The following is a 13,242-nucleotide window of genomic DNA, read 5'->3' as shown; positions in this document are numbered from 1 at the left end:
AAGATCATGTCGTTAGTGTTTATTGGACTTGGCGTTTTGTTATTGCTTTTACTCATGGTTGTCTTTAAGTTAAACGCTTTCATTTCTTTGATTATTGTCTCTTTAATTGTTGCTGTGTTAGAAGGGATGACACCACTAGAAGCGATTGCTTCCGTCGAAAAAGGACTTGGCAGTACGCTCGGACACCTGGCACTCGTTCTCGGTTTTGGAGCGATGCTTGGGAAATTGATGGCTGATTCTGGCGGTGCTCAGCGTATCGCGATGACACTCATTGACCGATTTGGCATCGGAAAAATCCAATGGGCAACGATGCTGACTGGATTTGTGATTGGAATTGCTCTATTTTATGAAACCGGATTCATTATTTTAATTCCATTAGTCTTTACGATCGCTCAGGCTGCAAGACTTCCTGTGCTGTATGTGGGCATGCCGCTTGTCGCTGCTCTCATCACCACACATGGCTTCCTCCCTCCTCACCCAGGGCCGACTGCCATTGCGAATGTCTTTCAAGCAAACATGGGACAAACCTTATTGGTTGGGATTATTTTAGCGATTCCTGCTGTTTTAGTAGGTGGACTTCTGTTTACAAAACTATTTAAAAAAGACCAGTTGCACGCACATATTCCAAAGAACTTATTTAATCCAAAGGAATTCACAGAAGAAGAAATGCCTAGCTTCGGCATTAGCATTTTCACCGCTGTTTTGCCTGTATTGCTTATGACTTTCAGAGCATTTCTAGAAATTTTCTTCCCTTCCTCCCCATTGCTGCCTACCGCTGAGTTTTTAGGCGAACCGGCGATTGCACTATTAATCTCAGTGCTGCTTGCCATCTACACGTTTGGGCTTGGAAGAGGAAAGAGCATGCAGGACGTGATGAAGTCCATCACGGATTCTATCGGCTCCATTGCTATGATTTTATTAATTATTGCGGGCGGAGGCGCCTTTAAACAGGTGCTCATTGATAGCGGCGTCGATCAATATATTGCAGGTATTATGCAAGGAAGCACACTTTCTCCCCTGCTTCTGACTTGGCTCATTGCTGCTGTCCTTCGTGTCTCTTTAGGATCAGCGACTGTCGCCGGTCTCACGGCGGCTGGCATTTCTGCACCACTGATTGGCCTGACGGGTGTCAGCCCTGAATTAATGGTGATCGCAACAGGTGCCGGCAGTATCACGTTCTCTCATGTGAATGATGCGGGTTTCTGGATTTATAAAGAATACTTTAACCTATCAATGGCTCAAACCTTTAAAACGTGGACATTGATGGTCACCGTGCTTTCACTTGTCGGACTTGCTGGTGTTCTTGTTGCTGATTTGTTCATGTAGGAAATTAAATTGTAAAAACCATTGACTTTTCCCTGAAAAGGTTGAATAATTGTGTTTATTAAGAAAATTGAATCAAAAGGTAACCTTATTAAGAGTGGTGGAGGGACTGGCCCTGTGAAACCCGGCAACCGCTGTTCCTAGGAACAGAATGGTGCTAATTCCTTAAGCAAGCAGATGCTTGTTTGAAGATAAGGCAGAGTTCTCACAGTATATGATGCTCTTCCTTATCCAAGGAAGAGCTTTTTTATTTGATTTTTTAACCTGAAGAAAGAAGGGATTCAGCATGACACAAGTACAAACCATTGGAAAGAAAACAACGAAACCGCCATACCGCGCAGATCAAGTAGGAAGCTTACTTCGTTCAGAACGCATCAAGGAAGCACGCAAGCAAAAGGCAGACGGTACGCTGACAGCAGAGCAGCTTCGACAAATTGAAAACGAAGAAATTACACGTATTGTAGAGAAGCAAAAAGAAATTGGGTTAGAGGTTGTCACAGATGGTGAGTTCAGACGTGCATGGTGGCATTTTGACTTTCTGGAAGGACTCGATGGGGTTGAAGGATTTGAAGCAGATCAGGGCATTCAATTTCATAACACAACGACAAAAGCAAGAGGGATCAAGGTAACAGACAAGATCGATTTTACAGATCATCCAATGTTGGAGGATTATCGTTTCCTTCACAGCATCGCTGGTGATCATTCGGCTAAAATGACGATTCCAAGTCCGAATATGCTCTTTTTCCGTGGAAAGCTTGAAGAAGGAGTGTATGACAGCTTAGAGGAATTCCACCATGATGTGGCACAGGCGTATAAGAAAGCCATCCGTGCTTTTTATGATGCAGGCTGCCGCTACTTGCAGCTGGATGATACGGCATGGGCCGTGTTCTTTTCTGAAAAAGGTCACGAGCAAATCAAAGCCTTTGGCCGTGAAGAAGATGAACTTCGTGAGTCGTTTGCGAAGACAATCAATGAAGCTGTTGCTGATCGCCCAGAGGATTTGGTGATTACTATGCACATTTGCCGCGGTAACTTTAAATCAACTTGGGCAGCTGAAGGTGGTTACGAAGCAGCGGCAGAAACAATTTTCGCCGGCTTAGATCTTGATGGTCTCTTTTTAGAATTCGACGACGATCGTTCTGGCGGATTTGAGCCCCTTCGATATGTGAAGAACCCAAACCTTCAAATCGTACTAGGCCTTGTCACTTCAAAATACGGTGAGCTTGAGCCAGTTGAACAGATTAAAAAACGCATTGAGGAAGCGGCTCAATATGTGGACATTAACCAAATTTGTTTGAGTCCACAATGTGGATTCGCCTCAACAGAGGAAGGCAACCTGTTAACAGAAGAACAGCAATGGGAAAAACTGCGTCATGTGATTGAGATTGCAGATCAAGTGTGGACTTCGTAGTCCCTCAAAGGACAAAAAAGACAAACCGCAGTATGAGCGGTTTGTCTTTTTCTTTTATGCATCCAAATGTTCACCATTCGTCGCAATCACTTGTTTATACCAATCGAAGCTTTTCTTTTTCTTTCTATCTAATGTACCGTTTCCTTCGTTATCACGGTCGACATAAATGAAGCCATAGCGTTTTTTCATTTCAGCCGTTGATGCGCTGACTAGGTCAATTGGGCCCCAGCTTGTATAACCGATCAGGTCTACTCCGTCTGCGATGGCTTCTCTCGCCTCTAGCAAATGGCTTCTGAGGTAATCAATTCGGTAATCGTCTTGAATTGATCCGTCTTCTTCTACTTGATCGACAGCACCCAATCCATTTTCTACGATAAACAAAGGCTTTTGGTAGCGGTCATACAGCTGATTCAGTGTTGTACGAAGTCCTTTCGGATCAATTTGCCAGCCCCAATCACTTGCTTCTAGATAAGGGTTTTTCACACCTTCAAATAGGTTACCGCCAGTAACTTGTTCAAGGACCTTTGGATCTGTACTCGTTACAAAACTCATATAATAACTGAAGCCAATATAGTCAACTGTATGGTTTCTTAAAATGTCTTCGTCCCCGTCTTGGAACTCAATGTTGATGTCATTTTCAAGGAAATAACGTTTCATGTAACCTGGGTAATAGCCTCTTGCCTGTACATCTGAGAAGAACAATGTTTTACGGTCTTGCTCAATTGCAGCAAACATATCCTCTGGTCTTGAGCTGTACGGATATGTGGTCATCGCTGCAATCATACAGCCAATTTTTGCATCTGGAATGATTTCATGTCCTGCTTTAACAGCCAGAGCACTTGCAACAAATTGGTGATGCGCTGCTTGATATTGAATGCTTTTCTCGTCTTCCCCTTCTTCAAATACAAGCCCGCCGCCAGTGAAAGGTGCATGTAACACGACATTGATTTCATTGAAAGTCATCCAATATTTCACTTTATCTTTAAAGCGAGTGAACAATGTTTTAGCGTATGTTTCATAAAGATCCACAAGCTTACGGTTTCTCCATCCACCGTAGTTTTTCACAAGTGCAAGCGGCATTTCATAGTGAGAGATCGTAACAACTGGCTCAATTCCATGCTTATGAAGTTCATCAAATACTTTTTCATAAAAAGCGAGACCTGCTTCATTCGGTTCCGCATCGTCGCCATTTGGGAAAATACGCGGCCAAGAAATGGATAGTCTGAAGCTCTTGAATCCCATTTCTGCAAAGAGTGCAATATCTTCTTTATAGCGATGGTAGAAATCGATGGCATCATGATATAAGTTAAGGTCTTTCATTGATTCATCGAATGGGTGCATAATACCATTTGGCGATACATCAGCTGTCGATAAGCCTTTTCCATCTTTATTATATGCGCCTTCAACTTGGTTGGCTGCAACAGCGCCGCCCCATAAGAAACCTTTAGGAAATGTTTTTTCTAACTTGTTCATGTTGAATGCCCTCCTCTTTTTCTTCTACACTGACTGTAAGCAGTGTCTCTTTCACTGTAATTGCTCCATCTGTTTTCGCATCAACTTGAGCATAATCATTTGTGTTGGTAACAATAACAGGTGTGGTCACATCATAGCCTTCTTGCTGAATACCCTTGATATCAAATTCAACAAGCAAATCTCCTGCTTTAACAAGATCACCGGACTGCACATGACTTGTGAAATACTTTCCGTCAAGTTTTACCGTGTCAATCCCGACATGAATAAGAAGTTCTGTGCCTTGGTCACTCTTCAAGCCAATGGCATGTTTTGTGTGAAAAATGGTTTCAACCTTGCCGTTGAACGGTGCAACAACGCGTCCAACAGTTGGTACAATGGCTGTACCTTTGCCCATGATTTCATTAGAGAATGTTGCATCATTTACTTGATTGAGCGGCTTTAATTGACCTTCAAGCGGGCTTTGTACCACTTCATTTTGAAGCGCTGCTGTGTCTTTTTTTTCTTCTGGTTTGTCTGCTTTTTTATCATCTTTCACTGGTACATCTTTGAATCCTAGAACAAGTGTCATGATTGATGCTACGACAAAGGCGATGATTAAGCCGATGATAGAGTAGATAAATGTTGGTCCAATGAATGTTGGGAGACCTGGGAGGCCTGCTGATCCAGATACCACATATGATTTTACTTTAAAGATCGACATGAACACGCCGCCTGTTGCTGCACCAATGAGGGCTGCAAAGAACGGTTTTTTCAATCGCATGTTCACACCATACATAGCAGGTTCAGTAATACCCATTAAAGCTGTAATACTTGTAGACATCGCCAATGATTTGAATGTTTTGTTTTTTGATCTTAAGAAGACACCGAATGCTGCGCCTGCTTGTGCCATATTCGCTACAAACATCATTGGAAGAATAAAGTCAAAACCGTTTAATGTAATGTTGTTAATCATGATTGGAAGCAGTGCATAGTGCATGCCCGTAATGATCAATGGTGACATGAACCCGCCAATCAAGAGCCCTGCCAAAATACCTGCATGTTTAAACAATAAATCAATTCCACCTGAAAGGCCATTACCGATAATTCCACCAAGTGGTCCAACCGCGATGAGCATAACCGGTACAACGACAAGAAGTGTAACTGTTGGAACAAGGATGATCTTTAATGATTTTGGACTATATTTTTCTGCGAATCTTTCAACATATGAGCCGAGCCAAATGGTAAGGAGAATTGGAATTACCGATGAAGAGTACACAACGGCAACCACTGGCAAGCCGAGAAATTCTGTATTTCCCGCACCCAGTAAAGCGGTTAACTGCGGGTGCAGTGCTGCTGCTGCAATGGCAGCTGCGATATACTGATTTGTACCAATTTTTTTGGCTACGCTTACAGCAAGTAGAATCGGTAAGAAGTAAAAGGCTCCATCTCCGATAGCTGTTAAAATCGCATACGTGCTGCTTTTATCTGATATCCACTGAAATGTGAGCATCAGTGCCAAAATCCCTTTGATCATACCGGCTCCAGCGATGGCTGGGAGAATCGGTGTGAAGACACCAGAGATAAAATCGAAAAGCTTTGATATCACATTTTGTTTTGATGCTTCTTCTGTACCGCTTGATTTTACATCTGTTGATAACCCAGAGTCAGCAATCATCGCTTGATAGACATTTGAGACATCATTGCCGATAATGACATGATATTGACCTCCGCTTTGATTCACGCCCATGACGCCGTCTGTTGATTGCAGCTTTTCTTTATCTGCCTTGCTTTCATCGTATAAGTTGAAGCGAAGTCTTGTCATACAATGTGTGACTTGCTTAACATTTTTTTCACCGCCGACAAGTTCTAGCACTTCTTTTGCTGTTTGTTTGTGGTTCATTGTGTTACCCTCCAATCGTTGATTTCATCTTGATATAGAAAAAACCTAAACATCCATTAATGTCCGAGAAATAGCGATTCAGACATTAATCGATATTTAGGTTTTGCCTGCTTAACCAGTAACAATCCTTCATAGCGATTGATCGTTATTTAATTTTTATAAGTCTTTAGATATAAAAAAACCTAAATCATGCCTTATCAAAGATAGGGACAATGATTTAGGTTTTGCCTGCTTGACCAGTAACAATCCTAAAAGATTGTGGGTTATTTAGTTTATAGTTATAAATTATCATGTTAATTTTGTGATGTCAACGCTTTCTTTTTGAATTTATTTTCTTTTTATTACTCTGTCTATATGCAAAGTTAAATATAACATTTCATCTTCTATGAGACTTCGGTTGTATTCTTTTTGAACATACTCGTTAATTTTTTCTGCGCATTGAAAAGCTGCAGTGTTTTTCTCTTTTACCACTTCATACAGAAACTCATTTTGATTTTCCATTTGAGTTTCGTTAAACAGACGCTGTCCGAAAAACTTCAAATGCGTCACAAATCGGAAATAATTTAATGATTCCTCGTCTAAATCAATTTGAAAGTGATACTTTACGATGTTTAAAATATCTTGAATGAGCTTGGTGATTTGAATCACGTTTGGCATTTCCTCATTGAGCTCTGCATTGACAATATGCATGGCAATAAAGCCGGCTTCATCCTCAGGAAGATGGATGCTCAGCTTGTCCTCAATGATCCGAATAGCTTCTAAACCACATCTGAACTCATCTTTATACAGCCGTTTGATTTCCCAGAGCAAGGCATTTTTGATGTCCATTCCTTTTTGATGACGTTCTATGGCAAAGGTGATATGATCCGTCAGCGTCACATAGATGCTGTCATTTAGATTTTTGTTAAGGGTTGTTCTCGCATGCTCAATAATCGCCTCGCACACTTGCATATACTCGATTGGAATATCATAAAGCAGGGTTTTGAATTTTTCTGATATATCTTTATTTTGAATAGAAAATACCTTCTCGATTCGTTCTTCGTCAATCGGGTCTCCGCTTTTCTTTTGAAACGCGATCCCTCTGCCCATAATGACCAGCTCATGCTGCTCGTCATCATACGCACTGACAACATTATTATTGATTACTTTCGAAATGATCAATTGATACCCCCCAGTACATTCCGCTTTTTCGAGCATTTATCGTTGATTGATATGTCATTTTATTATTATTTTCAAAAAAGAGGACTTTAAGATGATTTTACATTTTTTTTTGATCCGGTCAACTAGTAAGAATGACATATTGCCTCTCAGAAATGACGAAATAGGGGCAAAAAAGTCTAAAAACATACACAAAAACACTCTATAAAGAGTGTTTAAAGTGTGTTTTTTACAAAATCAGGAGCAGTCCCAATTATAGACAACATTCTCGAAATTTTTTCGTTTGAGATCTTCTGGTTTGATAAAGAAGTTGGCAATACCGCAATCTCCCCACATCAAATCTACTTCGTCATCTGAGTCAATTTGTAATAACAAAACGGTATGTTCTTGATCTACATAGGTACGCGGGTCTTCTTGTGTAAACCCTGGGTACCCGCCCAATTTGTGACCAAAGCCACTCGCTGTTTCATAAAATTCATCCAGCAGGGCATCTGCTTCATCGCCATTAACACCATCTGCATCTTCGAATAGGTCCCAGCTGTTCTTTCCTGTGACTTTTTCAAAGCGGAAATCTCCTACACTAATCGTTTCGCTTGCTAATTCACCTGTAATTGCGCCTTCCTTCGTTACAGGAAAATAAAAATCGTCTGGAATTTTCACAAAAGAAAAATCAGTCAATAACTCTTCTTCTGCCAAGAAAGGTTCCTCAATAAATTTAATTCGAAAATCTTTTTGCTCTGTTTTATGGTCAATATTCATTCCATAAAGATCATCATGCACAGAAATAAAGACTTGCAAAATCCCTGTTTCTGGATAATCCTTCAGCTTTGGCAGCTGGCCGAAATTAATTTGCGCCAAAAGTTTCATAGGATGTCCTTCGCCGTCAACAGGATATTCGTCGTTTTTGGGGAAGTAAGGATCTCCAGCTATTTTGCTGTCGTATGGTCCTGTTTTTCCTTGTTTCATCTGTAATTGAATCATTGGTTTTTCCGTTTTATCTAACAACGGACGGTAGGGTGCAAGTATTTCTTTCAGCTTCGCTGATTGTGTCACGATGATCTTCCTCCTTATGAATAGGTCTAATGACAAAACTAGTCTCTCTTTTTCTATCATACAGAAGTGTATCCTGCCTGTCAGCGATAAAACGGTCATAATTCTAACAAGTTTCTCACCTTGAAATGATAAAAAAACCTCCAATTCAGCTGGAGGTTTTGTCGTTCTTTTATTTCACTTGATAGTTCACTAAGTCGTTTGCCAATGATTTCATTGTTTCGTTTGTTTCATGAAGGCCTTCAATAATTTTTGTAAAAGTGCCAACAAGTTCTGCCTGATGCTCAGAGGAAGCGACAATTTGCGCAATTTCTTCTTCCATTCCTTTGATCGATCCCTGCACATCTTTTAGGGCTGTTTCAATATCAGTTGTCGCCTGTTTCGCGTGAGTTGACAGCTTTCTCACTTCTGTTGCGACCACTCCAAAGCCTGCTCCTGCTTCCCCTACTCTTGCAGCTTCTATTGATGCGTTAAGTCCAAGTAAGTTCGTTTGATCAGAGATACCTTTAATGAGATTAGACACTTGATTGATTTTAGAGGAATTTTCGACAGTGGTTTTCGTATTTTGTAGAATTTGTTCACTTGTCGCTTGTAGTTCCTCTGAATGTGCGGCAACCTGCTGTACCATTGCGACTAGTTTTTCGGAAGCCTCGTTGCTCTCCGTCATGATGTGCTCTAATCGTTGTTGATTCGTTTGGTCATAGGCCACACAGAAGGCAGCAACCACTTGACCTGATTCATCAGTAATTGGAACGGCTACGATATCCATTGGAATCCCGTATACTTCTTTCGGAATTTGGATAAACGATGGTTCTCTCCCATTTTTCAGCATCGCAAAGTTTTGGAATCCAGGATCTACTGTATCACCAGCTTTAAATCCTAAATCAATATTCCCATGTTGCTGATAATAAAGAACCTTCTCTTTCCCTAAAACAGAAAAAGTTAGCTGTTCTCTCATAGCAAGTCCAATGATTGGTAAAGCGTCTATTATGTTATCAATTCTCTGTGACATTCGCTTACGTTCATCCTCTCTTTTTCTCAGTACACCTTCTTTATCGGTTCGTTATATGATCTATTACAGCCTGTAATGTGTACTAATATCAATCAAATGACCTAAGGCATATAAAAAGCCCACATTCTATCTAGTGAATGTGGGTGTTTTTTAAAAAAAGTAAATGCACATAAAGACACTGATACCGATGAGAAAAAGATACATGTAGTCAATCCATGAGGTGCTGATGATATGATAATACGTTCGCTCTCTCGTCCCTGTGAAGCCCCTGGCTTCCATCGCAATCGCTAAGCGCTCTGATTTTCGTACACCTTGTGTAAAAAGGGGTAATGCATAACGCATAAAGGCTTTCCAGCTGTTTTTTTGCTTGTAGCCTCTGATTTTATGTGCAGCTTTCATTTGTTTTAATTCACTTTGAAATAACGGAATAAACCGGAAGCCGGCAAGCATTCCATACGCCCATTTTGGGGACATTCGGCATTGATGAATCAAACTCATCATAAATGCCGTCAAATCTGTTGTGGACGTAAAAAGGAGACCAAATGTTACAAATCCAAGCATTCTGAAAGCGATGGTGAGACCATTTCTTAAACTCTCCTCCGTGATATGAAACCACGCCCACTTCCAAACAGTATGATCCCCCTTGCCGAATGCCGCCATCATCCAAAAGACGAGAATAAAAAAGAGCAGATAAGGGACAAGCCTTGTGATGAGATACTTCATATTCCATCCACCTAAAACAAGTCCAATGCCAAGAGCAAACAGCCAGATGATAAAGGTTGTTTTAGGATCAGATATCGCCATGAGGCAGCCCATCGCAAGCAGGTGAGCGAGTAATTTCATGACTGGATTCACAGTAGAAAGAAAGGAATGATTACTTTGCAATCGTCAGCACATCCTTTCTTTCTGCCACATAGCGATAATGTAAAGGAGCTCTCAGCTGATAAGCATCGACAAGTTCCTGATTTGAAAATAAATCATAAGGGGTGCCATCATATACATGCTTGCCTTGATGAAAAAGAAGCACTTGATCGGCACATTCATCGACAAGCTCCATATCATGTGTAACCATCACAATGGTCGTGCCTTGGCGCTGCCGCTCTTTTAAACGCCTCATTAATTCCTTCGCCGTTTTTTCATCCTGCCCGAAAGTCGGTTCATCTAACAGCAATACATCTTGATCAAAAAGGAGCATCGTGGCAACACTCAATCTTCTTTTTTGCCCTAAACTTAAGGTGAAGGGATGTGCTTTTGCATGCTTCTCTAAACCGAACTCTTTCAGCAGCTGGGCCGTTTTTTCTTGTACGACTGATTCTGGCCAGTTTCGCTGTCTGCCGCCAAAGGCGATTTCATCGAATACTGTGTCTTGTATAAATTGAAGCTCCGGATTTTGAAACACAAAGCCTGCTTTTTCATAGAGTAGTCGGTCAGACCATTTTTTAAGGTCTGTTTCTTTTAAGAAAATATGACCTTTTTTAGCTGGCTCTAAGCGGATCAAATGTTTGAGAAACGTACTTTTTCCACTTCCATTTTCTCCAATAATCGCCACCCAATCTCCTGCTTTGATATCCAGCTGAAGGTTACTCATAATCCTTTTTTTCCCGTAGCTTAATTGAAGATTTTCTGTACGAATCATTGTCTCTCGTTCGATTGACGGCACTTTTTCATGCTGCTCTTTTCTTGCTTCATAGGTTTGCATAAAGGTTTGACTCAGTGGATGAAATGGATCTTGAATAATCGTGGACCATTTCTCGGGAAATAATTTTGGCCGCCAAATTCCTGCCTCTATCATTTCTTCCTCATATGTCACGAGCACATCTTTTGGAGCTCCATCTGCTAAAATGCTGCCTTGATCATCTAATAAAATCACCCGATCCATCCATTCGATGACTCCGTCAAGCACATGCTCTACAAAAATCATGGTTTGCTGCTGATCGGCTGCAAGCTGCTGCAGCAGTTGAAATATGTCCATTCTACCTGCCGGGTCAAGCTGTGCGGTTGGTTCATCAAAGAATAGAACATCCGGCTGTAATGCTAGTAAACAAGCAAGTGCCAATCGCTGCTTCATGCCGCCAGATAAAGTGTGAATCTCTGTATGCGGATCGACATCCAGTTGGACTTTTTGCATGAGCTGCTGAATGATGTCATCCATCTCTTCACGTGGGACGGAACGATTCTCTAAGCTAAAGGCAATTTCTTCATTGACGCGGTGCATACAAAACTGAGAGTCTGGATCTTGAAACATGACGCCTGTATGTCTTTGTAACACCACTTCGCCCTGCATGTCTGCTTCCACATGCTCTGGAATGATTCCAGCCAGAACCGAAATGAGCGTGGATTTCCCGCTTCCGCTCGGTCCTAAAATAAGCACCTTTTCCCCTTTTTGAATCGTCAGGGAGATTTGATTTAAAACAGGCTTAGGCTGTTCATAAAAACGGACAGTCAGATCATTGCACGCGAGAAATGAATTCATGCTGTTCACCTTTGTTTCGTTTTTCTTTCATGATGGCATATTGATTCAGTACACCTGTTTTGGATAGTGCGTCCACCACCACTTTCGCAAGGCAGCCGCCAAGTATCATTCCACTAATAATTTGAGTCACAAGGGTCATAAGTAAAACTTGAGGCGTGTAATAACCAAAGCCATTTGCCACGAGACTGTACGCCATCGCTCCGATAGCTGCAAAGGCACCAGACAGCATCAGTGTCCACATGCGGTATCGTCTATACCCAAAAAAAGCGAAGGCGATTTCTGCCCCAAGCCCTTGGCATACACCAATCAGCAAAGCTGAAAGTCCGAAGTGGCTGCCTGTCAATAATTCCACAGCCGCGGCAGCTGTTTCCGCAATCAGGGCAGCCCCCGGCTTTTGAATGATATACGCAACGATTGGACTGGCAATGACCCATATTCCAAACATGATATTGCCTCCTGCTGGGCCAACAAGTGCTGTAATCGGTAAGTAAAGTGTGGACCATCCTAAATAGATCACACCGCACGCAACGGATAAAATCACAGCAAGGACGACTTCTTTCATCTTCCATGTCATGATGAATGCACCTCCAGTTGAACTGGCCACTGTTCAACAGTGAAGGCCATTTCCCAAAACTTGTACTCGAGCTGGCAGCTTAAGATAAAATGGTGTTTCATTCTTTCCTTTTCATTCTCACTTGCTGCTTCCGCCAATTGATCGAGCCGCTTGCAAAGCTCACCTGTGACAGAATCGGTTAATCCTCCATAAAACGTGATCCATTCATAAAACGGATGTGACGGGTCTGGCTGCACATCTGTGAGCATTCGTTTCCCTATTTCCCAATATGTCCAAGGACATGGAAGCAGGACAGCGATGATTTCACCAAGCGTACCTTCCTGTGCGACTTGCAGCATGTGATGAATATAGTGATGAGCACTCGGAGCCAAAGAAGCACCTTGGAGCTCATCATATGATACGCCTGCCACTCGGCAAAGGTTTTGATGAGGGTGCGTTTCACTATCTAGTACAAATGCAATCTGCTGATGAAAAAACGCAATATCCTCTCTGTCTGTACATCTGCTGAGCGCTGCTGCATAAATTTTAATGAATGCTTGTAAGTATTCTGCATCCTGTTTGACATAATGAATGATCTGTTCCTTTTCCAGCTTTCCTGCTGCCAGGCCTCTGACGAACGGATGCTGATAAATGGCTTCAAATAACGGTTCTGCTTCTTTCCTTAATTGTGTAGAAAATGTCATAAAAAAAGCCTCCTCTTCTTCAGTTGAATAAATGAAAAAGCCACCCCAAATGGAGCGGCCTTCTTATCGATTCAATCATGAATAAGACAAGGTCCAGCTCCACTTCCCTCCGCTAGTACGAACTAGATCAGGTTCAAAGGGTCCAAGATTTTCTCTTGTCTCAGTCATACATGACTCCCCTAGTGGACTTTTGTCATTTAATTATC

General features: G+C 41.7%; 11 protein-coding genes and 2 riboswitches. Of the genes, 2 read left to right on the top strand and 9 right to left on the bottom strand.

Going from position 1 to position 13,242, the window contains the following annotated elements:
• Positions 1 to 6: 6 nt before the first annotated feature.
• Together AMR95_RS12375 and AMR95_RS12370 are read left to right on the top strand one after the other, a co-directional pair.
• The gene (locus AMR95_RS12375) at positions 7 to 1,326 is read left to right on the top strand and encodes a gluconate:H+ symporter (RefSeq protein ID WP_024423918.1); all 1,320 of its coding nucleotides are present in this window, start codon (positions 7 to 9) and stop codon (positions 1,324 to 1,326) included.
• An 82-nt stretch (positions 1,327 to 1,408) separates the two neighbouring features.
• Positions 1,409 to 1,521, top strand: a riboswitch (SAM riboswitch).
• A gap of 88 nt (positions 1,522 to 1,609) precedes the next feature.
• A complete protein-coding gene (locus tag AMR95_RS12370; protein WP_058838434.1) occupies positions 1,610 to 2,734 on the top strand; it encodes a 5-methyltetrahydropteroyltriglutamate--homocysteine S-methyltransferase in 1,125 nt (374 codons plus the stop codon).
• Positions 2,735 to 2,788: 54 nt separating this feature from the next.
• Here AMR95_RS12370 and AMR95_RS12365 read toward each other — a convergent pair whose 3' ends face one another.
• The 9 genes from AMR95_RS12365 to tenA all read right to left on the bottom strand — a co-directional run bounded on the left by AMR95_RS12365 (position 2,789) and on the right by tenA (position 13,036).
• Positions 2,789 to 4,207, bottom strand: coding sequence for a glycoside hydrolase family 1 protein (locus AMR95_RS12365; RefSeq protein ID WP_058838433.1), 1,419 nt, complete (start codon positions 4,205 to 4,207; stop codon positions 2,789 to 2,791).
• The gene (locus tag AMR95_RS12360) at positions 4,179 to 6,086 is read right to left on the bottom strand and encodes a beta-glucoside-specific PTS transporter subunit IIABC (RefSeq protein WP_058838432.1); all 1,908 of its coding nucleotides are present in this window, start codon (positions 6,084 to 6,086) and stop codon (positions 4,179 to 4,181) included. The genes AMR95_RS12365 and AMR95_RS12360 overlap by 29 nt, the downstream gene beginning before the upstream one ends.
• A gap of 327 nt (positions 6,087 to 6,413) precedes the next feature.
• Positions 6,414 to 7,247, bottom strand: coding sequence for a BglG family transcription antiterminator LicT (licT, locus tag AMR95_RS12355; RefSeq protein ID WP_024423922.1), 834 nt, complete (start codon positions 7,245 to 7,247; stop codon positions 6,414 to 6,416).
• 234 nt (positions 7,248 to 7,481) lie between these two features.
• Positions 7,482 to 8,297 carry a YwqG family protein gene (locus tag AMR95_RS12350; RefSeq protein ID WP_058838431.1) on the bottom strand — a complete coding sequence of 272 codons (816 nt, stop codon included), beginning with the start codon at positions 8,295 to 8,297 and terminating at the stop codon, positions 7,482 to 7,484.
• 169 nt (positions 8,298 to 8,466) lie between these two features.
• A complete protein-coding gene (locus AMR95_RS19590; protein WP_257218432.1) occupies positions 8,467 to 8,922 on the bottom strand; it encodes a methyl-accepting chemotaxis protein in 456 nt (151 codons plus the stop codon).
• Between the two features lie 534 nt (positions 8,923 to 9,456).
• On the bottom strand, positions 9,457 to 10,191 hold the full coding sequence (locus AMR95_RS12340; RefSeq protein ID WP_058838430.1) for an energy-coupling factor transporter transmembrane component T family protein: 735 nt from the start codon (positions 10,189 to 10,191) through the stop codon (positions 9,457 to 9,459).
• A complete protein-coding gene (locus AMR95_RS12335) occupies positions 10,181 to 11,779 on the bottom strand; it encodes an ABC transporter ATP-binding protein (RefSeq protein ID WP_058838429.1) in 1,599 nt (532 codons plus the stop codon). Before AMR95_RS12335 ends, AMR95_RS12340 begins: the two co-directional genes overlap by 11 nt.
• Entirely contained in the window at positions 11,754 to 12,353 is a 600-nt protein-coding gene (locus AMR95_RS12330; protein ID WP_058838428.1) for an ECF transporter S component, read from the bottom strand. Before AMR95_RS12330 ends, AMR95_RS12335 begins: the two co-directional genes overlap by 26 nt.
• Positions 12,350 to 13,036 (bottom strand): thiaminase II, encoded by a 687-nt coding sequence (tenA, locus tag AMR95_RS12325; protein WP_058838427.1) that lies wholly within the window; start codon positions 13,034 to 13,036, stop codon positions 12,350 to 12,352. The genes AMR95_RS12330 and tenA overlap by 4 nt, the downstream gene beginning before the upstream one ends.
• Before the next feature lie 87 nt (positions 13,037 to 13,123).
• Positions 13,124 to 13,227: riboswitch (TPP riboswitch) on the bottom strand.
• Positions 13,228 to 13,242: the final 15 nt, after the last annotated feature.

Origin of the sequence: Bacillus sp. G1(2015b), from assembly GCF_001482475.1 — a bacterium.
Lineage (GTDB): Bacteria > Bacillota > Bacilli > Bacillales > Bacillaceae > Bacillus > Bacillus safensis.
This window is presented reverse-complemented; position numbering and strand designations above follow the sequence as displayed.